Origin of the sequence: Hypericibacter adhaerens (genome assembly GCF_008728835.1) — a bacterium.
Classification (GTDB): Bacteria; Pseudomonadota; Alphaproteobacteria; order Dongiales; family Dongiaceae; genus Hypericibacter; species Hypericibacter adhaerens.
The window spans coordinates 1219557-1245373 of the sequence record NZ_CP042582.1 but is presented as its reverse complement, the minus strand read 5'-3'; the positions used below and the strand labels follow the sequence as shown (position 1 = coordinate 1245373).

Sequence of the window (25817 nt, the reverse complement as noted above, 5' to 3'; positions counted from 1 at the left end):
TTGGAATAACATGGTTAACGCGATAGATGATTTGATCTGGTTCGGGTGACTTGCGGCCGCCGGAATCGAGGGTGGGGCCTCGCGGCGGCCGTTCATACAGGTTGCGTTAACGGTCAAATGCCAACCTTGGTGGGGGGATCAACCGTGACGCGAGCCGCGGAAGGGGCGGTGCGTGGAGCCTGGCGGCTCCGGCGCCGCTGTTTTTCTGCGGCCGCCTGTGTCGACGGAATCCGCAAGGGGAACAGGCTCGGATAATCAGGGGATCGGGCGGTCGATGCGGTGCGGCAGGTTCAAGTCAGTGGTGGCAGCGGCGGGGTTTGCGCTGCTCGCGATGGCCTATGGATGTGCCGAGGTCCCCACCGACCCGGACGAAAGAGCGGCCTATGACGAGCGCAACGATCCGCTCGAGCCGATGAACCGCTATTTCTTCGACCTCAACAACGCGATGGACGAGCTGATCCTGAAGCCGTTCGCCGGCTGGTATTATATCCTGCTGCCGAACTACGCCCAGGACCGCGTGCGCGATGCGCTCAACAACCTGCGCAGCCCCGTGATCCTGGGGAACGACCTGTTTCAGGGCGATCTCGACCGCGCCGGCACCACGATCGCGCGCTTCTTCATCAACAGCACGCTCGGCATCGCCGGCCTGTGGGACGTCGCCAGCGAGTTCGGCCTCATCTATCACGACGAGGATTTCGGCCAGACCCTGGCCGTCTGGGGCACCGGCGAGGGCCCCTATCTCGTCCTGCCGATCCTGGGGCCCTCAAATCCGCGTGATGCGGTGGGCCGCGGCGTCGACATGGCGATGGATCCGCTGACCTGGATCCTGCCTGCCTACGATTTGGGCTATCTCGGCTATATCCGCGCGGGCCTTGACGCCGTGGACCTGCGCGCGCGCAACCTGAAGACGCTTGACGAGATCAAGCAGGGCGCCATTGACTATTACGCGACGGTGCGCAGCCTCTACCGCCAGCACCGTACCGATGAAATCCGCAATGGCGCGCCGCCCGATGCCGTGTCGGTCCTCGACTATCTCAGCGATCCTCAGACCTCCGAGGCGCCGTGATCCCATGATCGGACGCCGCGCTTTCCTGGCCGGCAGCGCCGCGTTCATCGCGGCCGCGCTGGCCGTCATGCCCGGACTGGTCGGCCCGGCCGCCGCCGTGGCCGCCGATCCGTCGGAGTTCATCCGCACTCTCGGCGACCAGGCGCTGGCGCAGCTCGTCGGCAGCGACATCACCAAGACCGAGCGGGCGGATCGCTTCCGCAAGCTGCTGGTGGCCAATTTCGACGTGCCCGCCATCGGCAAGACCGTGCTCGGCCGCTACTGGAAGGCCGCGTCGCCCGACGAGCAGCAGGAATACCTGAAGCTGTTCGAGGATTTCCTGGTCGGCAACTATGCCCAGCGCTTCGGCCAGTATGCCGGCGAGACCTTCACCGTCGCCAATGTGCGGGACGAAGGCGAGGGCATGCATACCGTCCAGACCCTGATCGCGCGCCCCAACGGGCAGAATGCGCGCCTCGACTGGCTGATGCGCGACGACGGCGACAGCTACAAGATCCTCGACCTGAAGATCGAGGGCATCAGCATGTCCGAGACCCACCGCTCCGAGTTCGCCTCGGTGATCCAGAACAGCGGCGGCAAGGTCGCCGGCCTGATCGACGCGCTGCGCAAGAAGGCGGCGCAGCTGGGAACGGGCTGAGGCGCTCCTACCGCGTCAGCGGCTTGAACTTGATCCGGTGCGGCTGGTCGGCCTCGGCGCCCAGGCGCTTGTGGCGGTCGGCCTCGTAATCCGCATAGTTCCCCTCGAACCAGACCGCCTGGCTGTCGCCCTCGAAGGCCAGCATGTGGGTGGCGATGCGATCGAGGAACCAGCGGTCGTGGCTGATGACCACGGCGCAGCCGGCGAACTCGAGCAGCGCCTCCTCGAGCGCCCGCAGCGTGTCGACGTCGAGATCGTTGCTGGGCTCGTCGAGCAGCAGCAGGTTGGCGCCCGACTTCAGCATCTTCGCCAGATGGACGCGGTTGCGCTCGCCGCCCGAGAGCTGGCCCACCTTCTTCTGCTGGTCGGCGCCCTTGAAATTGAAGGCCGCCACATAGCCGCGGCTGGCCACCTTGCGTCCGCCCAGGTCGAGCTCGTCGGCGCCGCCGGAGATCTCCTCCCAGACCGTCTTGTTGGGGGCGAGCGCGTCGCGCGACTGGTCGACATAGCCGAGCTTGACCGTGGGCCCGACCCGCAGGGTTCCGCCATCCGGCGTCTCCTGGCCGACGATCATGCGGAACAGCGTGGTCTTGCCGGCGCCGTTGGGCCCGATCACGCCCACGATGCCGCCCGGCGGCAGCTTGAAGCTCAGATCCTCGATCAGCAGCCGGTCGCCGAAGCCCTTCTTCAGGTGATCGGCCTCGATCACCAGGTCGCCCAGGCGCGGGCCTGACGGGACGACGAGCGTCCCCGCCTCGGCCGACTGCTTGCCGCTGTTGGCCACCAGGCTCTCATAGGCGGTGATGCGCGCCTTGCTCTTGGCCTGGCGCGCGCGCGGGCTCTGCTTGATCCATTCCAGCTCGCGCTGGAGCGTGCGCTGGCGGTTGGTCTCCTGCTTCTCCTCGAGCTCGAGCCGCTTCTGCTTCTGGTCGAGCCAGGAGGAATAGTTGCCCTCCCAGGGAATGCCCTTGCCGCGGTCGAGCTCCAGGATCCAGCCGGCGACATTGTCGAGGAAGTAGCGGTCGTGGGTGACCGCCACCACGGTGCCCTGATAATCGTGCAGAAAGCGCTCGAGCCAGGCGACGGATTCGGCGTCGAGATGGTTGGTGGGCTCGTCCAGCAGCAGCAGGTCCGGCTTCTGCAGCAGGAGCCGGCAGAGCGCCACGCGCCGGCGCTCGCCGCCCGAGAGCTTGTCGACCTTGGCGTCGCCCGGCGGGCAGCGCAGCGCGTCCATGGCGATCTCGATGGTGCGGTCGAGATCCCAGCCGTTGACGGCATCGATCTTCTCCTGCAGCTCGCCCTGCTCGGCGATCAGCTTCTCCATCTCGTCGCCGTCGAGATCCTCGCCCAGCCGCATGCTGACCGCCTCGAAGCGCTCGACCAGCCGCTTGATGGGGGCAAGCCCCTCCATCACGTTGCCGGCGACGTCCTTGCCGGGATCGAGCTGCGGCTCCTGGGGCAGCAGGCCGACCGTGGCGCCGTCGGCCATCCAGGCCTCGCCCGCGAAATCCTTCTCGATCCCGGCCATGATCTTGAGCAGGGTCGATTTGCCGGAGCCGTTGAGGCCGAGCACGCCGATCTTGGCGCCGGGCAGGAAGCTCAGCCAGATATCCTCGAGCACCTTGCGGCTGCCCGGATAGATCTTGGTCAAGCCCTTCATCACATAGATGTATTGGTAGGCGGCCATCGGCCTGAGGCTCCTTGGGCGTTATGCGCGGGGGACAGGGTTCGCGGCCGGTCCCGGATCAGGGGACCGATCCAAACGGCGAGGCCGAGGCTCCGGCCGCCGGCGCGTCGGAGCCGACCAGGAACCCGCCCGGTCCGGGAAAGGCGGTCTTCTTAACGCAAAGCCGCCCCTGTCGCAAAGCGCGCTTTCATGGGCTGGAGCGGGCTCGGTCAGGCCGCGAAGAGAACCGGCTCCGGCGCATCGCCCGGGCCGGAGAACGACGTTGGTCAGTCATTCAGGGAAAACCCGGCAACGCCAAAGGGTTGACCGCTATCGCCATTCGGTGAGCTCACGCTTGACATCAATGGTTGTTAACCGCCCTGATCATAGAATTGGTTGGCTGGGGGGGAGGATAGGGCAGGCCCGAGATGTCGACCGCGGCACAGAAGACGGTTCTCGTCGTCGATGACAATGCCGACTTCGCGGAGTTCGTGAAGAGCGCCGCGGAGATGCTCAACCTGAATGCCGTCATGCTGACGGACTCGAACCGGTTCCAGAACGTGTTCGAGGAGCTCTCGCCCGACATCCTCGTGCTCGACATGGTGATGCCGGGCATCGAGGGCACCGAGATCGTGGACTGGCTCGCCGAGCGCAAGGCCGCGGTCAAGGTCATCATCGTCAGCGGCTTCAACCCGCTCTATTCGAAGATCGCGCGCACGCTGGCGGAGGCGAAAGGCCTCGGCACGGTGATGACGCTGCGCAAGCCGGTGCGGCTGGCGGAGATGCTGGCGGCGCTCGGCGACGCGCGCTGAGACCGCGGTCTCCGGTTCCTCGGATCCCGACGCTCAGTTGGCGCGCGCGGCCAGCGCCACCGCGATCTCCTGTTTCGACGCGGCCACCTCGCGCGGAAAGCTCGAGGCCGCCGCCGATTTCGGATAGCCCTCGATCACCACCTGCTGCAGCCGGTCGAGCCGGTCGGAGAGATCCAGGCCGGCCCCTTGCGCCATCTTGACCGCGGCCTCGCGCACGGTCTTGAGCAGGCTCGCGCGGTAATAGTCGATATAGCGGTCGCCGTCATAGTTCTCGGCCTTGGCCTCCTCGGCGAGCTGCACCGTCAGGCGGTCGATCGCGCCGCGGACCGGATCGGCGAGACCGGCCGAGGGCGCGAAATTCAGGCGCGCGAGGAGCGACAGGGCCTCCTGGACCCAGAGATGATTGTCGCTTGCCAGCGCCTCCGTCAGCTCCGCCTCGAGATGCGGCCGGGCCGCGATGCGTTGCAGCGCCGTCTCGCGGATATCGTCGGGGATGTTGTAATAGCCGACATAGATGTCCCAGGTGACGAGCGGATCGGCGTCGGTCAGGGCCGCGAAGGCGCGGCGCGTCTCCTGGATCTTCTCGTCCTCCTCCTGCTGTGCCGCGAGCGCCGCCTCGGCCGCCTGCTGGTTGGAGCGCGCGATCTCCTTGAGGGTGACGAAACCCGCCAGCGCGCCGAAAATCGCGATACCGGCCAGGAGCCCGTAACGCAGCACCACGATCGACCGCAGCTCCACAGGCGCGTTGATCGCCCAGGCCACGTAGAGGGCCAGTATGGTCGGCATGCCGATGGCGACCCAGCGCGACGCCACCACCACGCCATGGCTCCAGCGCTGGTCCGAGCCGGTCGTCTCCATGGCGATGCTGATGGAGGCAAAGCAGAGCAGGCCGAGAAGAACGAATCCCAGCAGCACGACGACCAACCGGCCGCCGCGGTCCGCGACAGGGATCCAGTCGAAGCCGCCGGCGAACACGCTGCCCAGCAGAGCGATCGCCAGCCCGAGCGTATAGATCACGGCCGCGAAGACGAGGGCGAGGGCCTGGCCCATCTGCGCATCGCCGCCGCTCGGCCGCTCCGACAGCACGGCCAGATAGAGGAACAGGGCGATGCCGAAGACCGCCGCCAGGAGCGGGAGATTGAGAAGATAGCGCAAGAGGGGCCTCGGGCCGGAAGGATCAAGAATCGATCGCTCGATTCGCTGACGGATGGTGCGCGGACCCGCCTTGCGATTTCAACGCTTTCCGTCGAGTATCCGGCCGCCGGCATCCGCCGGACCGCGCCGCCGTCATGAGCGGTTGCGACGCGATCGCATCAACATCGGATTCCCTTCCCGTCATGAAGATCTTCCCAGGCCTTTGCGCGCTCGCAGCGGCCGCGTTTCTGGCCGGCCCGAGCCTGGCCCAGTCGATCGAGGGCTGCCTTCCCTTCACGCTCGACGATGTCGCCGCGTTCGATCCGCCGGCCTTCGCCGCCTACCCGGCCGAGATCCTGCCGATCGCCAAGCCGGCGGCGCCCGATCTGGCGAGCCATCCCGAGGCCAAGACCTTCCGGACCCAGCTGCGCGACGGCGCCAAGGATGGTCCGAACTTCGCCGGCCATTACACCATCGTCGGCTGGGGCTGCGGCTCCGCCTGCCTCGATTTCGGCATCCTCGACGCCAAGAACGGGCATGTCTATTTCCCGCCCGAGATCCGCGCCGTCCGCGTGATGAATGCCGGCACGGCCGCGAACGAGCCCGCGCCCGCCTATGACGCGCTGCGTTTCCGCCCCGACAGCGACCTGCTCATCCTGCTGGGGGCGCTCCACGAGGACGAGAGCAAGGACGGCATCGCCTATTACCGCTGGGACGGGAAGGAACTGCTGCCGGTGAAGACCTATCGCAGCGCGAAGACGGAATGTGAGTAGGAGAAGATGCTGGCTGAGCGCGTGGCGACGGGCGCTTTTCCTTCCTCTCCCCCGCTTCGCGGGGGAGAGGAGGAGATTGCTCCGCTCACAGCTTGTCGGTCAGCAGCGCCCTGATCTCGTTGTCGCTGAAGGCGCCGTCGAGGCCCTGCGCCCAGGCGCATTGCATCTCCAGCACGCCGTTCTCGAAGCTGAGCTTCTTGGCCGATTTGTCGGCGACATTCTTGAGCTTGACGAGCTTCAGCCCCTCGCGGACGGCTTCCTTGCCCATATCGTCCTGGCAGATCACGCGCAGCGCCATGTTCAGGCGGTGGCAGGAGACATTGTCAATGAAGTTCAGCGCTTCCGCATTGTCGGCGACGCTGGGCCAGTCGACCTCGTAGGCGATGGCCTTGCCGCAGATCTCCTCGATCTCCTTGCTGCGCCCCGGCAGGGTGACGTCCTGGAGCTCCTTGACCTTTCGCTTCTCGTTCAGACCCATCTTGTCCTCCCTCGGGTGGCGCCGAATCGGCGCGGCGATGGGCGCGATGTTTCCCAGGCGCCCGGTTCCAGGCAAGACCAAAATCCCACAAGCTGCCGGGCGGGAGAGAAAACCCAGCGGGCGCGTCGGGATGGACGCAATTCCGCCATGGATCCGCCTTTCGCTGGGGCCGAACGCCTCAATTCAGCCGCAGCGCCCGGACAGGATTCTCTTCAATGAGGTTGTTGCGGTTCCGCCCCGGCCCGTCGAGGATTGGCGCGACGGCCGCTTTGACGGGCACTGCGGAAGCCACCGCTTCCGCGCCCAGGGGGATCGATTGGCGACGCTCTATGACCTGAAGCCGCGCTTCCAGGCGCTGCTGCGACCGATGGTCGGGCGGATGGCCGCCGCCGGCATCACCGCCAACCAGGTGACGCTCGGCGCCTGCCTGGGCTCGATCCTGGTCGGGCTGCTGCTGATCGGTTGGGGCGCCGCCTGTCCCATCCTCTTCCTGCTGATCCCGATCTGGCTCTTCCTGCGCATGGCGCTCAACGCGGTGGACGGGATGCTGGCGCGCGAGTTCGGCCAGAAGAGCCAGCTCGGCGCCTATCTCAACGAGATCACCGACGTCGTCTCCGACGCCCTGCTCTATGCGCCTTTCGCGCTGGTGGCCCCGTTCGGGCCGCTCGAGGTCGGGCTCGTGATCCTCCTGGCGGCGCTCACCGAGATGGCGGGATTGCAGGGCCTGACGCTCGGGGCCTCGCGGCGCTATGACGGGCCGTTCGGTAAGAGCGACCGTGCGCTCGCCTTCGGCGCGCTGGGGCTCTGGATCGGCATCGGGGGCCCGAGGCCCGACTGGCTGCATTGGCTCATGCCCCTGATGGCGCTGGCGCTGGCCTTCACCATCGTCAACCGCATCCGTGCCGGCCTCGCCGAGGCGCGCGGCAAGACGGCGCGCTGACCCCGCGAACGCGTCATCCCTCCCCCACCCTTCGCATCGTCAACCCTGGAGCCGCCATGCGCCCCGTCGAAGAGCTGACCTTCCAGACCCATGACGGGGTCGAGCTGTTCTATCGCCACTGGCCCGCCGCCGGCAGCCCGCGCGGCGCCATTCTGCTGTTCCATCGCGGCCATGAGCATTCGGGCCGCGTCGCCCACCTCGCGGACGAGCTCGATCTGCCGGACTTCGCCGTCTTCGCCTGGGACGCCCGCGGCCATGGCCGCTCGCCCGGCGAGCGGGGTTTCAGCCCCAGCCTCGGCAGCTCGGTGCGCGACATCCAGACCTTCGCCGATCACATCACCCGGACCCACGGCATCGCCATCGAGGACATGGCGGTGATCGCGCAGAGCGTCGGGGCCGTGCTGGCCGCGACCTGGGCCCACGACTACGCCCCCCGCATCCGCGCTCTGGTGCTGGCCTCGCCTGCCTTCAAGGTGAAGCTCTATGTTCCCTTCGCCAGGCCCGGCCTGGCGCTCATGCGCCGGTTCCGCGGCCATTTCTATGTGCAGTCCTACGTCAAGGCGAAGTTCCTGACCCACGATCCGGCGCGCATCGCCTCCTTCGACGCCGATCCGTTGATCACGCGCGCCATCTCGGTGGATATCCTGCTGCAGCTTTATCGCACGGCCGAACGCATCGTCGCCGACGCGCATGCCATTACGATCCCGACGCAGCTCCTGATCTCGGGCGCCGACTGGGTGGTGCATCGCGGGCCGCAGCATCGCTTCTACGAGCGGCTCGGCACGCCGATCAAGGAGCGCCATATCCTGGAAGGCTTCTATCACGACACGCTGGGGGAGAAGGACCGGCAGATCGCGCTGAACAAGGTCCGTCCCTTCCTTCTCGCCCGCTTCGCCGAGCCTTTGAACCGCCCCTCGCTGCTCGAGGCCGACAAGCTGGGCTATACCCGCGACGAAGCGGACGCGCTGGCTTCGCCGCTCCCCGCCCTGTCGCCGCGCGGCCTCTATTGGGCGGCGGTGCGCCGGAACCTGAAGCTGGGCGGGATGCTCTCCGAGGGCATCGCGCTCGGGCACGAGACCGGCTTCGATTCCGGCTCGACCCTCGATTATGTCTATCGCGACAAGCCGAGCGGCCTCGGCGCCCTCGGGCGCGCCATCGACAGATCCTACCTGGACTCGCCCGGCTGGCGCGGCATCCGCCAGCGCAAGATCCATGTCGAGGCGTTGATCCGCATCGCCATGGCGCGGTTGGAAGCGGCGGGATCGCCGATCCGCATGATGGATATCGCCGCCGGCCATGGCCGCTACATGCTGGAGGCGCTCGAAGGCAGCCCGGTCAAGCCGGCTTCGATCCTGCTGCGCGACTATAGCGAGATCAATGTCGCGGCCGGCCGCCGGCTGATCGAGGAGAAGGGGCTCGGCGCCCTCGCGCGCTTCGAGCAGGCCGACGCCTTCGACCGTGCCAGCCTCGCCGCCGTGAGCCCGCGCCCGACGCTCGCCGTCGTCTCCGGTCTTTACGAGCTCTTTCCCGACAACGGGATAATCCGCCGCTCGCTTGCGGGCGTGGCCGATGCGGTCGAGGCGGGCGGCTATCTGGTCTATACCGGCCAGCCCTGGCATCCTCAGCTCGAATTGATCGCGCGCGCCCTCACCAGTCATCGCCAGGGTCAGGCCTGGATCATGCGCCGCCGGACCCAGGCGGAGATGGACCAGCTCGTGGCCGAGGCCGGCTTCACCAAGCTGGAGCAGCGCATCGACGAGGAGGGTATCTTCACCGTCTCACTCGCGCGGCGGATCGCCGGATGAAGCCCCGAGCCGGCCGGAGGATCATTCCATGACAGGCTCGCCCACCCGTCCGCCCCCGTCCACCGAGGCCGCTCTCGCCGCCACGACCGCGGCCCTTCTCGATCAGGGCCGGATCCCCGACCGGCTGTCGCAGCTTCTGACGGTGGGCGCCGTGCTTCTGCTGCTGTTCCTCGGGCCTCTCACCGGCCACGATGGCATGACCACGGCGGTGCTGCTGCTCGCCCTGTCGGTGCTCCTGGGCCTGATCGAGCTCTATTTCGCCTTCCGGGTCGGATTCGATGCGGCCCTCTTCCGCGCGCTCGCCGCGGGAACGGCGCTCCCCAACCTCCCGGCGCTCGATGCCAGCTTGCTCAGGCTCGGACTGCGGCCGGCGGCGGCGACCCCGCGCCCGCTCGAGGATCGCATCGACGGCGCCCGGAAGCTGCTGCGCCGGCAGGTCTGGTGCCTCGTGCTGCAGCTGGCGGCGATGATCGCCGCGGCGGGCTTTCTGGCACTAGAATGATCCGTCCGCAGGGGGAGACCGGGCCTTGATCGACAATATCGTCGCGGTGGCGGCCACCGCCGCGGCCCATCTGATCACGGGCGTCAGGGGCCGGTGGCAGGGCTGCGCGCCCGAGCCGCGGCCCCGCATCTATTTCGCCAACCATGCGAGCCATGGCGACTTCATCCTGATCCGCACCGCGCTCCCGCCTGCGCTGCGCCAGGGCACGCGGCCCGTGGCGGCGGCCGACTACTGGCTCACGAGTGCGGCGCGGCGCTATATCGCGGTGAATGCCTTCAATGCCGTGCTGATCGACCGCAACGCCATCACCCGCACGGTCGACCCGGTCGAGCCCATGACCCGGGCGCTCGACGAGGGCGCCTCGCTGATCCTCTTCCCCGAGGGCACGCGCAACACCGGAGGCCAGCGGCTGCTGCCCTTCAAGCGCGGCATCTATTACCTCGCCCAGCGCCGCCCCGATGTGGAGCTGGTGCCGGTCTGGATCGACAACCTCAACCGGGTCATGCCCAAGGGCGAGTTCGTGCCGGTCCCTCTCCTCTGCACCGTCACCTTCGGCGCGCCGCTCCATCTCGAGGAAGGCGAGCACAAGGCCCGGTTCTGCGAGCGCGCCCGTGCGGCGCTGCTGGCGCTGGCGCCGGAGCATGAGGAGGAAACGCAACCCGCGAAGGAAGCGGTGCCATGATGGTCAGCGCGACCTGGCTCTGGCTCATCGGCGGCATCCTCGCCGTGCTGGCCACGGCCTCGCTCATCGGCTATGCGCTGGCCCGCCGGCAGCGGGGCCGGCCCAGCGCCACGATCGCCAACCTCAACAGCCGGATCAAGGCCTGGTGGGTGATGGTGATCTTGATCGCCATCGCCTTCGCGCTCGGCAAGGTGGGCGTGCTGGTGCTCTTCGCCTTCTGCTCCTTCGCCGCCTTGCGCGAGTTCATCACCCTCACCCCGACGCGCCGCGGCGACCATATCGCGCTCGCCACCGCCTTCTTTATCGTGCTGCCGCTGCAATATCTGCTGATCGGCGGGAACTGGTACGGGCTCTACTCGATCTTCATCCCGGTCTATGTGTTCCTCGGCATGCCGATCATCGCGGCCCTGCGCGGCGACACCACCGAGTTCATCTCGCGCATCGCCGAGGTGCAATGGGGCCTCATGGTCTCGGTCTTCTGCGTCTCGCATGCGCCGGCCCTCTTGACGCTCCAGATCCCGGGCTTCGAGGGCCGCAACGCGATGCTGATCGTGTTCCTCATCATCGTCGTCCAGGCGAGCGACGTGCTGCAATATGTCTGGGGCAAGCTCGCCGGCCGGCACAAGATCGCGCCGAGCCTGTCGCCCTCCAAGACCATCGAGGGCTTCGTCGGCGGCGTCGCCAGCGCCACGGCGCTGGGGGCCGCCCTCTGGTGGATCACGCCCTTCGCCTGGTGGCAGGCGGGGCTGATGGCCCTCGTCGTCAACCTGATGGGCTTCTGCGGCGGCCTCGTCATGTCGGCCATCAAGCGCGACCGCGGCGTCAAGGATTGGGGCCAGATGATCGAGGGCCATGGCGGCATGCTCGACCGGCTCGATTCGGTGATCTTCGCGGCCCCCATCTTCTTCCACCTGACCCGGTTCTGGTGGGCGGTGTAGACTCCGGCGAAAGGATCGTGGCTGCCGAAACCCCACCTTCACAAGGGTTTTCGGCGCACGAAAGCCGGTGAAAGCCGATGAGCCATCTGACGCCCGAGCAAGCAGTCGACCGCCTCGAGGAATTACACCGCACCGCCACAGTGGCGCTGCGCGAGGCGGTCGCGCGCTATGTGGCGGACGGCACGGTGCCGACCCGCGCCGAGCGCACCGCCCTGCGCTATCCGGAGCTGCGGGTCGCCTGGCAGCCGGAGGGCGCCGTGCAGTTCACCCGGCGCGCCTGGGCCAAGTTCCAGGCGCCCGGGGTCTATGCGACCACGATCACCCAGCCGGCCTTCTTCCGCTCCTATCTGCTGGAGCAGCTCCGGCCGCTGGTCGAGGAGTTCGGCGCGCGGATCGAGGTCCGCATCAGCGAGCAGGAGATCCCCTACCCCTTCGTGATCGAATCCGGCGACGAGTTCGTCCATGGCGACATCTCGGTCGCCGAGCTCGCCCGCCATTTCCCGACGCCGGCGCTGGCCAGCGTGGGCGACGAGATCGCCGACGGGCTCTGGGAGATCAAGGAAGGCCAGCCGCGCCCGCTCTCTTTGTTCGACGCGGTGCGCGTCGATTTCTCGCTGCGCCGCCTGGTGCATTACACCGGCACGCCCTGGCACACGATCCAGCCCTGGATCCTCTGCACCAACTATCAGCGCTATGTCGACCAGTTCCTGCAATGGGGGCTGGAGGAGCTGGCGCGGCCGAATGGCCCTTATACCGAGCTGGTGCTGCCGGGCGGCGGCGCGGTGAGGCGCGGCGACGACAGCGAGATGGCGGTGGCGACCGTGACGGCCGCCCCCTGGGAGCGGTTCCAGATGCCGGCCTACAGCCTCTTGCGCGGCGACGGCCAGGGCGGCGTCACCATCGTCAATATCGGCGTCGGCCCCTCCAACACGAAGAACGCGACCGACCATCTGGCGGTGCTGCGGCCGCATTGCTGGCTCATGATCGGCCATTGCGGGGGGTTGCGCCAGTCGCAGACCATCGGCGATTACGTGCTGGCCCACGGCTATCTGCGCCGCGACCGCATCCTCGACGAGCTGGTGCCGACTGAGATGCCGGTGCCGGCGCTGGCCGAGGTGCAGCTGGCACTCCAGGAGGCGGCCGCCCTCGTCACGGGGGAGCGCGGCGACGGGCTGAAGCGGCGCCTGCGCACCGGCACGGTGGTGAGCTATGCCGACCGGAACTGGGAGCTGCGCTGGGCGCAGGAGCGCCGGCGCATCAATCTCGGCCGCGCCATCGCGGTCGACATGGAGAGCGGCACGCTCGCGACCCAGGGCTATCGGTTGCGCGTGCCTTACGGGACGCTGCTTTGCGTCTCCGACAAGCCGCTCCATGGCGAGATCAAGCTGCCGGGCGCCGCCACCGCCTTCTACAAGCGCGCGGTCGGCGAGCATCTCAGGATCGGCCTCACCGCGATCGACCTGCTGCGCAGCCAGCTCGGCTCGCTCCATTCGCGCAAGCTCAGGAGCTTCGACGAGCCGCCGTTCCGGTGAGATGATCGGAAAAAGGGAAGCGAAGGACGCGTTCGACTCCTTCGTCATCCCGGCAAAGGAGCGTGTGAAGAAATCGGCGATGCCAAAGAACTCTCTCGCCCCCGCCCCTTGCGGGAAGGGGTAGGGGGAGGGGCGATGCCGTGCGAGATCCTGGCAAATAAGCGGAGCCTGATCTGCTCGGGCTCGCTCGCTTGGCGCCCTGTCCAGGCCTTCTGCCTCCAGAGCGGTGATTGATCGCAGGGATGCCCCGGGCTGCGTCCGTGGCACCCCTCCCCCCAACGCCCTCCCGCAAGGGGAGGGGGCTTGAGTGTTTGCTATGCCCTTGCGTGGCGCTCTCGATTTCTTCACGCGCTCAAAGGCCGGCATGACGGGGGAGTTACGATAGGAAGAGTCCGACCGGCCCTACAGCAGCACCGGCGCCCAGCTCACCTCGAGCTGCTCGCGGAAGCCGAAGCGCTTGAGATGGTCGGCGACGACGCTCTCGAGCTTGGCAAGCGTGTCGGCGTCGGGCGCCTTGGCGAGCAGGCTCAGATGGTCCGTGCCGACCGCGAAGGCCACCGCGCGGCCTTCGCCGAAATCGATGCGACCGCTCTTCGCCGTGTATTGCACGACGAACTTATGAGCCCAATGCTTGCAAAGCTGCTGCAAATAGCGCGCGCCGTTCTCCGTCGCGACCTGCGCTTCCGACATCAACAAGGCCGGCATCATCCATTCCTCGAAGCGGCCAGGTTCGCACAAGAACACGTGCCAAGCGCCGCCGGCACCATAGATGGGCTTTCGTCACCGGAGAGTCACCGTGACCGTATGAATCATACGAACGTATAAGCTCCGGGAATCCCACCACAATTCCGCCTTGATCGGCGGTCTCAAAGGGCCGGAATCCAAGCACTTGCCACTGTGATAATCCCGAAGCGCGACCGTTCATGATTAAGCGTGCCGAGGAGTCGCCCCGCGACCGGTTGCCGCTCAAGCCGGGGCCAGCGCGATCAGCTCGCGCCGGAAGGCGATCTCCTGCTCCGGCTCGTCCATCTCGCGCGCGCAGCGATGGCCGGCATAGACGGCGGCCGCGATCGTCGAGGGCGCGTGGCAGTCGCCGATGCGGGTGACGGACTTGATGCCGGCCTCCTCGAGCGCCTGCAGGTCGGCCGACAGCTCCAGGAAAACCCCGTCATTCGGCAGGCGCATGGTCACCAGCACCAGCGCGCCGCAGGCAATGCGGCGCCGACCGCCATGATGACTGTGCTCGAGCTCCAGCTCGCCCGGCCGGGCCACGGCGACGATCTGCTTTTCCAGCACCGTCACTCCGATCTCGTGCAGGCGCTGCTCGATCAGCGGCTGCTCCAGGGTGAACTTGGTCCAGCTCGAGATGTCGGAGGCCGGGGTCACCAGCGTGACATCGAACCCCTCCAGCCGCAGCTTCTCGGCCAGCACGCCGCCCATATAGTAGTGATCGTCGTCATAGATCACGACCGGCCCCGCGGCCTTCCGGCCGGCGAAGATGTCGTCGGGCGTCAGAACGTCGATCTTGTCGAGGCCGGCGATCGCCTCATGGCGGGCGCGGCCGACGCCGTCGCGCCGCCAATGGCCGCCCGTCGCCAGCACCACCTTGGCGAAGCCATAGCCGCGGATATCCTCGGCGCCGAGCTTGCTGTCGAGATAGAGCTGAAGGTTCGGCATGCGCTGGATCTGCTGCAGCCGGTAATCGCGCACCCGGCCCCAGGTTGCGAGCCCGGGCAGCTTGCTTTCGAGCGCGACGCGCCCGCCGACCTCCTGGCGCGCCTCGGCCAGCGTCACCTCATAGCCGCGCTGACCCAGCGCCCGGGCGGCTTCCAGACCGGCCGGCCCCGCCCCCACGATCAGCACCGCCTCGTCCGATTTCCGGGGCGCGATCTTCTCCGGATGCCAGCCCTTGCGCCATTCCTCGCCCGCGGTCGGGTTCTGGGTGCAGCGCATCGGCACCATGGTGAAGTCGGAGGAGACGCACATGTTGCAGCCGATGCATTCGCGGATATCGTCGATCCGCCCCTCCTCGATCTTCTTCGGCAGGAACGGATCGGCGATCGAAGGCCGCGCCGCGCCGATGAAGTCCAGGATGCCGCGCCGCACCTGGGACACCATCGTGTCGGGCGAGGTGAAGCGCCCGACTCCGACCACGGGCTTGCTGGTCACGGATTTGACGAAGCGGACGAACTCCTCCTGCGATCCTTCCGGCCCGAAGCGCGAGGGCATGGAATCGCGGCTCCAGTCGCGCAGGTTGATGTCCCAGAGATCGGGCAGCTCGGCCAGACGCTCCACCACCTCGCGGCCTTCGGCGAGATCGGGCTGGCCGTCCGGCCCGATCGGATCGTCCACGGTCCAGCGGATCGCGATGGCGCAGCGCCCGCCCACCGCCTCGATCAGGTCCTCCGTCACCTCGCGCGTCAGCCGCAGGCGGTTCTCGAGGCTGCCGCCATATTCGTCGCTGCGGTCGTTGAGATGGCGCGAGAGGAAGTTGCCGTTGATCGAGGTATAGGCGCGGACATAGACATAGATGATGTCGAATCCGGCGCGCTCGGCCCTCAAGGCCGCCTCGCGATGCCAGCGCCGGTAGTTGCGGATGTCGGCGCGGTCCATGCGCCGGGCCTGGGCCGGGTAGTAGCCTTCGCCCGCCGGCGCATGGGTGACGTTGACCGGCACCTCGCGGCTGAAGAGGCAGGCGTCGCGGTTGGCGGTGTGGGTGATCTCGACGCCGGCGAGCGCGCCATGCTTGTGGATCGCCTCGTTCATGCGGGCGAAGACCGGCACGTCGAGATCGTCCCAGAGCCTTCCCTCGGCCAAGGGCGAAAGATCGCCGCTCGGATGGATGTCGGTCTCCTCGGTGCAGACCACCGCCCAGCCGCCCTCGGCCTTCATCCCGCGCATGCCGATCATCGAGCTCGGATAGATGATCCCCATGCCGTTGCAGTGCGGCACCTGGAAGAAGCGGTTCTTCGCCGTCACCGGGCCGATGCGGACGGGCTCGAACAGGATGTCGTAACGGGGATCGCGCGCCATGGAGTGCTCTCTCGAAGATCGATGCCATTCGGAATGCGGAAGACCGCCCCCTCGCGGGAGGGAGGAGCGGAAGCGCCGCCATAACACACGATTCGGCGGGGGGCCGGCCAGAGGCGTTCTTTCCTTGAGACCAATGGGCCCTTGGTCTTGCTCCGGACCTGCCCCGCCGCCACACTCGGGGCGCGGCCGCGACGCAAAAATGGAAAGGACTGGCGGGCATGACGGGCTTGTTCTCGCTGGCGGGCAAGGTGGCGCTGGTTTCGGGCGCCTCGCGCGGGCTCGGCTGGGCCATGGCGCAGGGCCTGGCCGAGGCCGGCGCCCATGTGGTGATCAATGGCCGCGACGCGGCGCGTCTCGACGCGCGGGTCGCGGAGCTTCGCGACCGTGGATTCGCCGCCAGCGCCGCGGCCTTCGACGTGACCGACGAGACGGCCCTCGGGGACGCGATCCCGGCGATTGTCGCGCGACAAGGCCGCCTCGACATCGCGATCGGCAATGCCGGCATCCAGCATCGCTCGCCCCTGCCCGACTGGAAGCTCGCCGACTGGCAGCGCGTGATCGACACCAACCTCACGGCCTGCTTCGCGCTCGCCCGCGAGGCCTCGGCGCCGATGATCAGGCAGGGTGCCGGGCGGATCATCTTCACCACCTCGATCGCGGCCAGCCTCGCCCGCGCCACCATCCCGGCCTATGTCGCGGCCAAGAGCGGGCTCTGGGGCCTGACCAAGGCGCTGGCGGCGGAGCTCGGGCCGCAGGGCATCAACGTCAACGCGATCGGGCCCGGCTATTTCGAGACCGAGATGAACGAGGCGCTGATCGCCAACGCGGAGTTCAGCGCCTGGGTCAAAGGCCGCACGCCGATGCGGCGCTGGGGCAGGCCGCGAGAGATCGCCGGCGCTGCCGTGTTCCTGGCATCCGAGGCCGGCTCCTACGTGAACGGCCACCAGCTCATGGTGGATGGCGGCTTCAGCGCGGTGTTCTGAGCCGCCCGCCAGGCTGCCCCGATCCGGCGAGAGGCGCCCTCCGGCGACGGCCGGGAGACCACAACCCCCGATGGTGGCTGGGGATTCCATCGGGCGATCCGTGGCGCCGCGGCTTAACGGCGCCTTCACCCTATTTCGGCAAAATTCCCGGCAAGCCGCCGGCTGCCCCGCAAGGGGGGCTGCCGGCGGACGACAGGGCCGCGGCTCAACCTCCTTGGGAACCGCGGCTCATCTCCCGTGGAGTATCCCGGATGTCGCCGGCCGCGAGGGACCGGCCCGAGACGAGAATCGCATGGCCAACCGGTTCTGGAAAAAGCTGAGTGCCACGCTGGGATTCAAGGCCGAGGGCGAATCCGGCCGATCGGAAGATCAAGCCGCCGAGACCCCGCCCTCGCCCGGCTCGTCCCTGGCGAGCTTCGAGGCGCGCGCGAGCGCCCTCATCCGCGACCGCGAGGCTTTGGTCGCCGGCAAGATCCACTTCCTCAATCTCTCCTCGATCAAGGAGGCTTACGGCGACGGCTGGCCCGCGGTGCGCGAGCGCGTCGCGACCGCCACCGAATCCATCCTGCGGCAGTTCGTGAAGGCGCCGGATTTCCATACCCAGCTCAGCGACGACATCTATGTCGTGATGTTCGATTCCGCCGACGAGGTCCAGGCCCGGGCCCGATGCGGGCTGATCGGGCTTGAGATCCAGCGCAAGCTGTTCGGCAACGCGGAAGGCCTCGGCCAGGTGACCGTCGCCTCGGCCGTGGCCAGAATCGACGGCTCGGTGGCGCTTCCCGACGAAAACCCGATGACCGCGATCCTGGCGGCCCTGAGCGCCGCCAAGGATGGCCCGGCAACGCTGCAGGGCGATACCGACGCCGACGATCCCGAGTTCGCCTGGAGGGCCTTCAAGGTCGCCGGCCAGGAGCCTCCGGCCGGACCGGCACCCGGCGGCGCGCCGGACGCCGCGGACTCCGTGGAACAGTTGCTGAAGAAGCTCGAGAGCCAGATCGGTCAGGCCAACCTGGCCGTGCCGCTGACGCAGCATATCCAGTACGATCCGCAAGCCCATTCGCGCGAGCATAACGCGATGGCGCGCGAGGCGGCGGAGAAGGCCGCCATCGCGCCGACCGACGCCATGAGGATCGACAGCCCGATCGACGCGGCGATGCGCTCGGGACCGAAGACCGCCACGACGGCGCCTGCCGATGGCCGGTTCCAGTATTTCCCGGTCTGGCGCAGCACGAAGAACGCCGTCACCTCCTATCGGCTCGATATCCACTGCGATATCGACGGCGGCACCGGCGATCTGGTCGAGATCAGCCAATGGACCGACCGGCCCGAGATTCTGGCCGCGATCGACAGGCTGGTGGTGCGAAAGGGCATTGCCGATCTGGCGGCCATGCTTCGGCAGGGAACCAAGGCGCTGGTGGTCCTCCCCCTGCACTTCGCCAGCCTCGACAAGCCGGCGAAACGGCGCTCGCTCCTGTCGATGATCGAAGCGGCGCCCCTGGACATCCGGCGCCTCCTGATTCTCGAGATCTGCGACAGCTATGCCGGCGACTGGGCGCAGGTTCCCGGCATCCTGACGGCATGCCGGCGCAGCTGTCGCGACGTCGCCCTGCGTCTCAGCCTCGATCAGATCGACATGACACGGGTCCAGGCCGCGGGCGTGAAGCTTGTCGGGGGCGATCTGCGCGAGCATCCCTGGACCGAAAGCGCGGCCATGCAGAAGATGAACGCCTTCGCCGGCGCCGCGGCGACCGCGAACCTCGAGACCTATATCTACTGCCTGCATACCACGAGCCTGGCCGTCGCCGCGGCCTGCGCCGGCTTCGACTACCTCTCGGGCCGCGCCATCGCCGAGCAGGTCCCGATGCCGGTGGGCGTCTTCCCGTTCTCAGCCCTCAGCCTCTATACGCAGCACCAGGTCGAGCGGGTAAAAGCCGCCTCCTAGCGCAGGCAGGCCGCGACCGCCTCGAGCAGCGTCGCGGGCCGGAACGGCTTCTGCAGCACCCTCGCGGCGCCCAGCTTCTTGGCCGTGGCCAGGAAATCGAAGTTCGCCGTCCGGCCGCCGCCGGACATGGCGATCACCGGCGTGTCGGGAAACTCCTTGCGCAGGGCCAGGACCGTCTCCACCCCCTCCATCTCCGGCATGATGATGTCGGTGATGACCAGCTCCGCCGCCTGCAGGCGCATCGCGGCGAGCCCTGCCGCACCGTTTTCGGCCTCCTCCACCTCGTGGCCCGCCTGCGCCAGAATCTGACGGATAAGCCCTCTGACGGTCTCTTCGTCGTCGATAACGAGAATTCTCGCCATGATCCCGATCCCCTGCCCTCGATCGGCATTCCCCTTTGGGCCCGCCGGAACGCCTGTCGGATAGACATCGAAGCGCGTGCCCTTGCCGAGGGTACTCTCGATCACGATCCGTTCGGAACGAGCCTGACGACAGCGTCGTTGATCGACAGCGAGGGACCGGTTCTCTCCCCATCCGGTTCGCGCGAGTCGGCGGGCGACAGTTTCGCATAAAGCCGCGCCCGCAGCCCTGCCGGAAGCGTGCCGCGGAGAAGGGCCGCCCGCGACTCGGATCGTCGCGGGCGATCTCAGTCGCCCACGTCGAAGAAGGTCCAGATATCGGTGGGCTTGGCATCCGGGCCCGGCCGGGCCTGGGCCCAGCGCAAGGTCACGGGGCCAGCCGCCGGATCGCCCATGACATCGTGGCTTCCGGCCGCGAGGGTGACGATGTCGCCGTTCTCGCGCGTCTCGCCGTCGATCGTGACGGCGGCACGGGTTTCCAGCCGGTACTCGCCGGCCACGGCGATCTCGAAGCGTCGTTCCTCGCCGGCCGGCGGCAGTTCGAGGGTCTTGCCCGCGACGAAGATCATGCCCCAATGCGGCAGGTAGTTCTCCCTGAGGAAGGCCACATCCGCCGGCAGCAACTGGCGCTGCGGCTTGACCTCGACGCCGGGGAACAGGGCCGCATAGAGCGAAGGCGAATCCGCCAGGAGCAAGGGCGGCTGCATCTGCGCGACCAAGGCTGGATAGACCGGCGTGCCGGCGGCCCGATACTTGTCGACGCCCCAGCTGCTCATGAAGAAGCCGGAACGCGGGAAGCTCGAGACCACGGCATAGCCGTCGATATAGGGAACCGGCTGCGGGAAGACGGCATGGACGGCGTCGAGCGTGCGGCGCTGGGCGTCGATGTCCTCGCGCCAATTCGCGGCGGCATGAAACAGCAGGAAGCCGACCGGCAGGCCGATCAGGACCGCCAGCCGCAAGGCGGCGCGCGGCTCTTTTGCCTCGGCATCCTGTCGCGCGAGACGATCATAGACCAATCCGATCAGGATCGCGGCGGGCGGCAGGATGAAGGCGTAATAGTAGGCGAAGGCATTGCGATAGAAGATCGGCGTCAAGATCGGCAAGGCGAGCAGCAAGGGCAGCCAGGCCTCCCAGCCGCGCCCCTTCTGACGGGCCTGCCGCCAGGCCTGTGCGGTCCCGTAGACCATCAACAGCCAGAACGGCAAATTCTTCGCCAGGTTGGTGACGAGTTCCGCCCAGCGCGGCATCAACCCGTCCTCCAGGAAGACCTTGGCGGCGGTGCCCTGCAGGTAGCTCCCGGTATCGGTATCGGGCGGTGCCAGGCCGGCGACATGCAGCCCGTAGAGGGCGGCGAAGGCCAGGCCAAAACAGACGGCAAAGGTCAGGGCCAGGGCCGCGCGGTCGCGGAAGCTCCGACCCAGGCACCAGACCAGCGGCGCCATCAGCACGCCATAGAAAGCCGTCTTGATCGTGATCAGCACGGCCAGGGCGAAGACGAGCCCGGCCAGCGCGATCCCCCGCAGCCCGCCGGGGCGGCGCAGGGTCAGGAACAGCGCCAGCAGCACCAGCAGGGTCGCGAGCGTATCCGTGCGGAAGCTGGCGCCATGCTCGATGACGGCGCTGTTCGAGAGATAGGCGAGCAGCCCGAACAAGGCCGCTTCGCGCGTCAGGAAGCGCCGCGCGACGCCATAGAGCAGCAGCGCGCTGACGGTCGCGCAACCCGCCATGACGAGGCGCGCCGCGATGATCTGCCCGATCTCGCCCGGGACCGCCGCCGGCAGCCAGGCGAAGAGATGGACATGGAAGGTCTGGAACCGGTCGCTGACCGTCCCGCGCAGATAATCCTGGACGAAGGAGAGGTAGAAGAACTCGTCCCAGTTGACGTTGAGGCGGAAGACCAGGGCAAACTTGAGGACCAGAGCCGCAGCAATGGCGAGCGTCAGCAGGATATCGGCTCGCGCCGCGATCCAACCGGAAACCGCTCCGGCAGGTTGCGGAGCGGTCAAACGCGATGTGGCCTCGCTCATGACCGCGAAATCTCCATGCCCGCACCGCGCGAGGCGGCATCGGTCAGCCCCCGCATCAGCGCCAGCAGCCGGCTTCCGATCGCGGCCGGGGCGATCGGGGTCCGGAGTCTCTGGAAGGCGGACGGATCGAGCGCCGTCTCGCCGGAGGCGACAAGATCGCGGATCCCGGCCAGGAGCGCTTCTGGATCACCGGACGCGACAAGCCTGATCCCCGCCTGGCCCTTGCCGATCCATTCGCGCATCGCCGGCGAATCGCGGCTGACCAGCGGCCGGCCGGCGGCGACGATCTGGAACGCCTTGTTGGGGATGACGCGGGCGGCCTTGCCGGATTGGCCGAAGATGCCGAGACAGATGTCGGCCTGCGCGATCCTCTCCCGCAGCTCTCCATAGGGAACCCACTCGATCCATTCGAGATGCGGGATAGGCCGGGCCGCGAGCCGCGCGCGGATGCGCGCCGCCTCCTGGCCGGTGCCGATGAGCGTCCAGGCGAACTCCCTCGGATCGGAGCGCGCGGCGGCATCGATGATGCTGTCGATCCCGTGCAGGGCGATGAACTGGCCGTAGAACAGGATGCGACGCGGCGTCTCCGGGCGTTTCGGCGACGGCAGGGCCAGGGGCGGAAAAGCCTCGGGCTCGACCCCGACAAAGACCGACGCCGTCCGGCCCGAACGCAGCCCGAAGCAGCTTTCGAACCATCGGGCGTGCGCCGCGGTATCGAGTAGTACTCGATCGGCCGCCCGGCAGGCGAGCCAGTCCCAGAACCAGAGCAGGCGAGCCAGCGGATGGCGCGGCGACAGCATCGCGCGATCCTCGACCACCGTCTCGTAGAGCGAGAGGAAGGCATCCCAGATGACGGGATTGCCGCGCAGCCTGGCCCAGGGCCAGAGCAGCAGAACGTCGAGATGTCCCATATAGCCGACGATGACGACATCGTGGCGCGGCAGACGAAGATAACGCCAGATCAACCACGGGTAGGCCACCAGCATCTTCGCCAGGCGGCGGAGAATCTGGCTGGCGCTCTTCAGGCTCGCCTTGTCCTCGACGCCGGCCCAGATCTCGGCATGGCATTCGGTCAGAGGCACGCCCGCCTCGCGCAGGCCGCGGATGAGGATCCGGGTGCGCGGCTTGCCCAGATCGTAGGTGCCCCAGACGACGGCGCGCGGATGGCCGGGATGCGATGAGGTCACGGGACCCTACCTTCCGCCGCGCGCAGAAGCGGATCAGCCGCGGGTTTCGCCAGAATGCCGCTCAGGAACAGCGCGACAACGAGGCCGCCGACCCAGACCACCATCCCGATCGCGATCGCCAGCAAGGCGCCATGATAGGAAAGCGTCTGAGTCAGCGGCTCATAGAGCAGCGCCATGGCGACAACGCCGAGGACAGCAGAGGCCGACGCGATGCCGAGGCCGGCGCGCCGCGAGAACAGGATCTGCTGCAGGCCGACGGCGAGGCTGATCGGCGTCAGCAGCCAGATCGCCTCGCCCAGCATCTGCCCGGCCGGCAGGTAATCGGCCCCGAACGCGACGGCGATGAGCGGCGGCGCAAGCCAGGTTCCCAGCAGCCCGAGACCCAGGCCGGTGGCGGGAATGGCAACCAGCATCGCCTTCGCGGCATGGCGGGTCTTGCCGTCGTCCCGCGCGACCGAGCGCGACAGGACCGGCATGGCGACGCTGCCGACCAGATAGGGCACCGTCAGCAGATAGCCCATCATCTGCATTGCGAGCGCGAAATGGCCCAACATGTCGCCGGTGCCCGCGATCTGCCGGAACAGCACGATCGGCGCCTGCAGGAACCAGATGACGGTCATGGTGTAGAGGGCACCGGGAATGCCGGCGCCGATCAGGCGCAGCGTCTTCGCGGAGATGCCGGAGAAGTCGATGCGCGTGACCTTCCCGGCGACGATGACGAAGCCCACCGCCGCCTGCGCCCACCACAGAACCGTGTGAATGACGGCAATCGCCAGGATGTTCCGCGGCGTCAGGAACCAGAGGGCCAGCATGACGACCAGAAGCTCGAGCGGCCGGAAGACGAGATCGATCGGGAGCTGCCGGCGGGTGACTTCGAACGCGACGAAGGCCGAGCCGCACCAGAGCCAGAGGGCGCGGCCGAGAAGCGCCACCGAGAGGATGAGGAGCAGAAATCTCGCGGTGGGATCCGGCTCGAACAGACATGCCGCGACAGCCGACAGGATAGCGACCAGGGTCGCGGCCGCCGCGCGAAGGGCCAGCGTGGAACCGGCGAGGCTCGGCCCCGCGGCGGGCTGGCGGCCGACCTCGCGGGCCAGCACCATATCGAGCCCCAGATAGGTCAGGGTGATGAAGGTGAGATACCAGGAATAGCCGTAGGTCAGCGTCCCATAGAGCTCGGGCCCCAGCAGGCGCGCCAGCAGAACGGCATAGGCGCCGCCGATCGCGGTCGTCAGAATCTGGCTGCCCAGGAGGAAACCGAAATTCTGCAGGATCGAGCGGAGGCCGGGTGACAGCGTCATGGCGCTTCAGAAAACCCGCCGGGCGGGGCCCATGCGCCCCAGAAGACCGTCCCAGAGCCCGGCCAGGCAGGCCCGCAGCTTGAAGAGCTTCCGGTCCTCGAAGAACAAGATGCCGATCACGATCTCGGCCATGGCCAGCAGCTGGTAGACCAGCCAGTGCGGAAAGACGGCGCCATAGGCCCGCATGACAGGGATCGCGTTCCTGAACATGTAGTATTTCCGCAAGGCGCCATGATGCATCGGCGACAGCGTCATAATGGCGAGCCTGGCCTGGCGCTTCGCGCCTACGCGATGCGACAGCTTCGCCCGGGGGCTTACCAGGATCCGGTATTCCGCCGCCCGGGCACGCAGGCAATATTCGAAATCGACCAGATCGATGAAGAGATCGCTCTTGAAGAGCCCCAGCCGCTCGAACGCCGCCACGCTCGTCAGCGTGCCGGACGTGATGACGAGCGTGACGCCGTCGGCGCGAATCCGTTCGCAGGAAACCCGCTCGAAGAAGGGAAATCCCTTTTTCGGTCGCAGCCAGCGATGAGCTGCCAGCGTGGCGCCGGCATCCGTCCGGTTTGCGCCAATCATCGCGACCCGCTCCGGATCGCTGTCCTCGGCGAGCCTGTCCAGAAGTGCCGCGACGCAACCCGTCTCGAGGAGGCTGTCCTGATCCAGGGTCAGGACCCAGCCATACCCCTCCGCAGCCAGCAGGCCCATGCCCTGGTTGAGCGCCGCCGCAATGCCGAGGTTTCGACCATTCTCGAGAATGGTCACGCCAGGGCGGCCGGCGAACCCGCCCTTCCATGCCAGGCATACCGCATCCGAGCCGTTGTCGATGACGACGACGCGGCCGATCTGCGCCAGCAGCGTCTCCAACCGCTCGGGAAATCCCAGATCGGGAAAATAGGTGACGACCAGCGCGGCGACCGCCGGCTGGCCCGATCGGAGTGAAGAATCGCCGTTCATCATTTCCAGGCCCGTAGCACCGCTTCTTCCCCGGATTTCCGGTTCAGACGATGCGCGATTCCGGCCGTCAGCTGATACCAGGCCGCGGCGACGGCCTGAATGACCGTGACTCCCGCCCGCATGCGATGATGTCCCCACCGCTCGATGTCGGCACTCGCGGCCAGGAGGCCGCCCGCCCGCGCGGGCGTCGTCCAGACTTCCGATCGGCCGAATCCCGCCGATCCGGCGATGGCCGCCAGCGTGCGCAACGGAAACAGGTGGAGATGTCGCGGTGGATCGAGACCAATCCAGGCGGCCCCGAATCTCTTATGCCCGAAACTGTCGGGGTTGGGCGTCGTCGCCACGAACAAGCCGCCCGGCTTCAGAAGCCGTTTGCATTCGCGCAACAGCGCCGCGGGATCGTGGGCATGCTCGATCACGTGATTCATCACGATGGCATCGTAGGATTCGGCGGGCAGCGCCAAGGAAGCCAGGTCGCCGACATGCACCGTCACGCCATGGATGCGTCGGGCCTGCTCGGCGGCCTTCGCATCCAGATCCTGCCCGGCGACTTCCCATCCGAGGCGGCGCATCCGCGCCAGCAGCCGGCCGTCGCCGCAGCCTACCTCGAGCAGTCGGCCCGGCGCCGCGTCGTCGAGGAACATATGCTCGACCTGCGTGCGGGCGGAGGCGAGAAACAAGACCCCGAGCCAGAGGCGCTCGAGCTTTCGCACGATGAGGCGACGCCATCCGCGCGACCCGCCCACGTCGCCACCCGCATCGCCCTCATCGTGGGTGTAGTAGGTCGCATAGGCTTCATGCAGATCGCTCGCGACCGGCTTCGGGTCGAGCCAGACCAGACCGCAGTCGGGATTCGAGCAGGTCCGGATGCCCCATTGGCCCGGGACACCGAACAGACAATCGCGGACAGCCTCGTGTCGGAGGCTTCCGTCCTGGTGACAAAGCGGGCAGCTGCTAGAGGGTTCGTCCCGCATGACGGGCGGCTCCGGGCGGGCGCAATAGAGGCATCCTGGGCATGAGGCAACTTGCCCGGTCGCGGTTAAGGTCGAATTACCGTCGC

Annotated in this window: 23 protein-coding genes; 12 read left to right on the top strand and 11 right to left on the bottom strand. The window is 67.7% G+C overall.

Going from position 1 to position 25817, the window contains the following annotated elements; all coding sequences use genetic code 11:
• Positions 1-274 precede the first annotated feature (274 nt).
• Together FRZ61_RS05560 and FRZ61_RS05555 are read left to right on the top strand one after the other, a co-directional pair.
• Complete coding sequence (locus tag FRZ61_RS05560; RefSeq protein ID WP_151115555.1) at positions 275-1066, top strand: MlaA family lipoprotein; 792 nt, start codon at positions 275-277, stop codon at positions 1064-1066.
• Positions 1067-1070: 4 nt separating this feature from the next.
• Positions 1071-1703 (top strand): MlaC/ttg2D family ABC transporter substrate-binding protein, encoded by a 633-nt coding sequence (locus FRZ61_RS05555; protein ID WP_191909314.1) that lies wholly within the window; start codon positions 1071-1073, stop codon positions 1701-1703.
• Between the two features lie 7 nt (positions 1704-1710).
• On the opposite strand, the gene ettA is transcribed toward FRZ61_RS05555, so the two are convergent.
• Positions 1711-3390 (bottom strand): energy-dependent translational throttle protein EttA, encoded by a 1680-nt coding sequence (gene ettA / locus FRZ61_RS05550; RefSeq protein ID WP_151115551.1) that lies wholly within the window; start codon positions 3388-3390, stop codon positions 1711-1713.
• Between the two features lie 407 nt (positions 3391-3797).
• On the opposite strand from ettA, the gene FRZ61_RS05545 reads away from it, so the two are divergent.
• The gene (locus FRZ61_RS05545) at positions 3798-4181 is read left to right on the top strand and encodes a response regulator (RefSeq protein WP_151115549.1); all 384 of its coding nucleotides are present in this window, start codon (positions 3798-3800) and stop codon (positions 4179-4181) included.
• Positions 4182-4214: 33 nt separating this feature from the next.
• Here FRZ61_RS05545 and FRZ61_RS05540 read toward each other — a convergent pair whose 3' ends face one another.
• Entirely contained in the window at positions 4215-5336 is a 1122-nt protein-coding gene (locus FRZ61_RS05540) for a hypothetical protein (protein ID WP_151115547.1), read from the bottom strand.
• Positions 5337-5518: 182 nt separating this feature from the next.
• Between FRZ61_RS05540 and FRZ61_RS05535 the strand changes: the two genes are divergently transcribed.
• Positions 5519-6088 carry a hypothetical protein gene (locus FRZ61_RS05535; protein ID WP_151115545.1) on the top strand — a complete coding sequence of 190 codons (570 nt, stop codon included), beginning with the start codon at positions 5519-5521 and terminating at the stop codon, positions 6086-6088.
• An 85-nt stretch (positions 6089-6173) separates the two neighbouring features.
• Here FRZ61_RS05535 and FRZ61_RS05530 read toward each other — a convergent pair whose 3' ends face one another.
• Entirely contained in the window at positions 6174-6566 is a 393-nt protein-coding gene (locus FRZ61_RS05530; protein WP_151115543.1) for a hypothetical protein, read from the bottom strand.
• 316 nt (positions 6567-6882) lie between these two features.
• Between FRZ61_RS05530 and FRZ61_RS05525 the strand changes: the two genes are divergently transcribed.
• The 6 genes from FRZ61_RS05525 to FRZ61_RS05500 all read left to right on the top strand — a co-directional run bounded on the left by FRZ61_RS05525 (position 6883) and on the right by FRZ61_RS05500 (position 12965).
• Positions 6883-7506: a CDP-alcohol phosphatidyltransferase family protein gene (locus FRZ61_RS05525; RefSeq protein WP_225309134.1), complete on the top strand. Its 624-nt coding sequence runs from the start codon at positions 6883-6885 to the stop codon at positions 7504-7506.
• 56 nt (positions 7507-7562) lie between these two features.
• A complete protein-coding gene (locus tag FRZ61_RS05520) occupies positions 7563-9311 on the top strand; it encodes a bifunctional alpha/beta hydrolase/class I SAM-dependent methyltransferase (RefSeq protein WP_151115541.1) in 1749 nt (582 codons plus the stop codon).
• A 28-nt stretch (positions 9312-9339) separates the two neighbouring features.
• Complete coding sequence (locus FRZ61_RS05515) at positions 9340-9813, top strand: hypothetical protein (RefSeq protein WP_151115539.1); 474 nt, start codon at positions 9340-9342, stop codon at positions 9811-9813.
• Positions 9814-9838: 25 nt separating this feature from the next.
• Entirely contained in the window at positions 9839-10495 is a 657-nt protein-coding gene (locus FRZ61_RS05510) for a lysophospholipid acyltransferase family protein (protein ID WP_151115537.1), read from the top strand.
• Positions 10492-11433, top strand: coding sequence for a phosphatidate cytidylyltransferase (locus FRZ61_RS05505; protein WP_225309133.1), 942 nt, complete (start codon positions 10492-10494; stop codon positions 11431-11433). Before FRZ61_RS05510 ends, FRZ61_RS05505 begins: the two co-directional genes overlap by 4 nt.
• 77 nt (positions 11434-11510) lie before the next feature.
• Positions 11511-12965: an AMP nucleosidase gene (locus FRZ61_RS05500; RefSeq protein ID WP_151115535.1), complete on the top strand. Its 1455-nt coding sequence runs from the start codon at positions 11511-11513 to the stop codon at positions 12963-12965.
• 402 nt (positions 12966-13367) lie between these two features.
• Here FRZ61_RS05500 and FRZ61_RS05495 read toward each other — a convergent pair whose 3' ends face one another.
• Both FRZ61_RS05495 and FRZ61_RS05490 read right to left on the bottom strand, forming a co-directional pair.
• Positions 13368-13670, bottom strand: a complete 303-nt coding sequence (locus tag FRZ61_RS05495) for a DUF2218 domain-containing protein (RefSeq protein WP_151115533.1) — start codon at positions 13668-13670, stop codon at positions 13368-13370.
• Positions 13671-13931: 261 nt separating this feature from the next.
• Positions 13932-15998 carry an oxidoreductase gene (locus tag FRZ61_RS05490; protein WP_151115531.1) on the bottom strand — a complete coding sequence of 689 codons (2067 nt, stop codon included), beginning with the start codon at positions 15996-15998 and terminating at the stop codon, positions 13932-13934.
• Between the two features lie 218 nt (positions 15999-16216).
• Between FRZ61_RS05490 and FRZ61_RS05485 the strand changes: the two genes are divergently transcribed.
• Both FRZ61_RS05485 and FRZ61_RS05480 read left to right on the top strand, forming a co-directional pair.
• Positions 16217-16981 carry an SDR family oxidoreductase gene (locus FRZ61_RS05485; protein WP_151115529.1) on the top strand — a complete coding sequence of 255 codons (765 nt, stop codon included), beginning with the start codon at positions 16217-16219 and terminating at the stop codon, positions 16979-16981.
• 292 nt (positions 16982-17273) lie between these two features.
• Positions 17274-18923 (top strand): hypothetical protein, encoded by a 1650-nt coding sequence (locus tag FRZ61_RS05480; RefSeq protein WP_151115527.1) that lies wholly within the window; start codon positions 17274-17276, stop codon positions 18921-18923.
• Here FRZ61_RS05480 and FRZ61_RS05475 read toward each other — a convergent pair.
• The 6 genes from FRZ61_RS05475 to FRZ61_RS05450 form a co-directional block, all read right to left on the bottom strand.
• The gene (locus tag FRZ61_RS05475; protein ID WP_151115525.1) at positions 18920-19285 is read right to left on the bottom strand and encodes a response regulator; all 366 of its coding nucleotides are present in this window, start codon (positions 19283-19285) and stop codon (positions 18920-18922) included. The two genes, FRZ61_RS05480 and FRZ61_RS05475, sit on opposite strands and share 4 nt — an antisense overlap.
• Before the next feature lie 284 nt (positions 19286-19569).
• Positions 19570-21312: a glycosyltransferase family 39 protein gene (locus FRZ61_RS05470; RefSeq protein WP_151115523.1), complete on the bottom strand. Its 1743-nt coding sequence runs from the start codon at positions 21310-21312 to the stop codon at positions 19570-19572.
• Positions 21309-22499 (bottom strand): glycosyltransferase, encoded by a 1191-nt coding sequence (locus FRZ61_RS05465; RefSeq protein WP_151115521.1) that lies wholly within the window; start codon positions 22497-22499, stop codon positions 21309-21311. The genes FRZ61_RS05470 and FRZ61_RS05465 overlap by 4 nt, the downstream gene beginning before the upstream one ends.
• Positions 22496-23800, bottom strand: a complete 1305-nt coding sequence (locus FRZ61_RS05460) for an oligosaccharide flippase family protein (protein WP_151115519.1) — start codon at positions 23798-23800, stop codon at positions 22496-22498. The genes FRZ61_RS05465 and FRZ61_RS05460 overlap by 4 nt, the downstream gene beginning before the upstream one ends.
• A gap of 6 nt (positions 23801-23806) precedes the next feature.
• Positions 23807-24760, bottom strand: coding sequence for a glycosyltransferase family 2 protein (locus FRZ61_RS05455; protein WP_151115517.1), 954 nt, complete (start codon positions 24758-24760; stop codon positions 23807-23809).
• Positions 24757-25731, bottom strand: a complete 975-nt coding sequence (locus FRZ61_RS05450; RefSeq protein ID WP_151115515.1) for a class I SAM-dependent methyltransferase — start codon at positions 25729-25731, stop codon at positions 24757-24759. The genes FRZ61_RS05455 and FRZ61_RS05450 overlap by 4 nt, the downstream gene beginning before the upstream one ends.
• Positions 25732-25817 lie beyond the last annotated feature (86 nt).

What these genes read in the sequence shown, in the direction of transcription:
- FRZ61_RS05500 (WP_151115535.1), top strand. Translation starts at nt 11,511, where the DNA reads ATGAGCCATCTGACGCCCGAGCAAGCAGTCGACCGCCTCGAGGAATTA.
- FRZ61_RS05450 (WP_151115515.1), bottom strand. Translation starts at nt 25,731, where the DNA reads ATGCGGGACGAACCCTCTAGCAGCTGCCCGCTTTGTCACCAGGACGGA.
- FRZ61_RS05560 (WP_151115555.1), top strand. Translation starts at nt 275, where the DNA reads ATGCGGTGCGGCAGGTTCAAGTCAGTGGTGGCAGCGGCGGGGTTTGCG.
- FRZ61_RS05505 (WP_225309133.1), top strand. Translation starts at nt 10,492, where the DNA reads ATGATGGTCAGCGCGACCTGGCTCTGGCTCATCGGCGGCATCCTCGCC.
- FRZ61_RS05490 (WP_151115531.1), bottom strand. Translation starts at nt 15,998, where the DNA reads ATGGCGCGCGATCCCCGTTACGACATCCTGTTCGAGCCCGTCCGCATC.
- ettA (WP_151115551.1), bottom strand. Translation starts at nt 3,390, where the DNA reads ATGGCCGCCTACCAATACATCTATGTGATGAAGGGCTTGACCAAGATC.
- FRZ61_RS05470 (WP_151115523.1), bottom strand. Translation starts at nt 21,312, where the DNA reads ATGAGCGAGGCCACATCGCGTTTGACCGCTCCGCAACCTGCCGGAGCG.
- FRZ61_RS05535 (WP_151115545.1), top strand. Translation starts at nt 5,519, where the DNA reads ATGAAGATCTTCCCAGGCCTTTGCGCGCTCGCAGCGGCCGCGTTTCTG.
- FRZ61_RS05530 (WP_151115543.1), bottom strand. Translation starts at nt 6,566, where the DNA reads ATGGGTCTGAACGAGAAGCGAAAGGTCAAGGAGCTCCAGGACGTCACC.
- FRZ61_RS05545 (WP_151115549.1), top strand. Translation starts at nt 3,798, where the DNA reads ATGTCGACCGCGGCACAGAAGACGGTTCTCGTCGTCGATGACAATGCC.
- FRZ61_RS05475 (WP_151115525.1), bottom strand. Translation starts at nt 19,285, where the DNA reads ATGGCGAGAATTCTCGTTATCGACGACGAAGAGACCGTCAGAGGGCTT.
- FRZ61_RS05515 (WP_151115539.1), top strand. Translation starts at nt 9,340, where the DNA reads ATGACAGGCTCGCCCACCCGTCCGCCCCCGTCCACCGAGGCCGCTCTC.
- FRZ61_RS05480 (WP_151115527.1), top strand. Translation starts at nt 17,274, where the DNA reads ATGGCCAACCGGTTCTGGAAAAAGCTGAGTGCCACGCTGGGATTCAAG.
- FRZ61_RS05455 (WP_151115517.1), bottom strand. Translation starts at nt 24,760, where the DNA reads ATGATGAACGGCGATTCTTCACTCCGATCGGGCCAGCCGGCGGTCGCC.
- FRZ61_RS05555 (WP_191909314.1), top strand. Translation starts at nt 1,071, where the DNA reads ATGATCGGACGCCGCGCTTTCCTGGCCGGCAGCGCCGCGTTCATCGCG.
- FRZ61_RS05485 (WP_151115529.1), top strand. Translation starts at nt 16,217, where the DNA reads ATGACGGGCTTGTTCTCGCTGGCGGGCAAGGTGGCGCTGGTTTCGGGC.
- FRZ61_RS05520 (WP_151115541.1), top strand. Translation starts at nt 7,563, where the DNA reads ATGCGCCCCGTCGAAGAGCTGACCTTCCAGACCCATGACGGGGTCGAG.
- FRZ61_RS05460 (WP_151115519.1), bottom strand. Translation starts at nt 23,800, where the DNA reads ATGACGCTGTCACCCGGCCTCCGCTCGATCCTGCAGAATTTCGGTTTC.
- FRZ61_RS05495 (WP_151115533.1), bottom strand. Translation starts at nt 13,670, where the DNA reads ATGCCGGCCTTGTTGATGTCGGAAGCGCAGGTCGCGACGGAGAACGGC.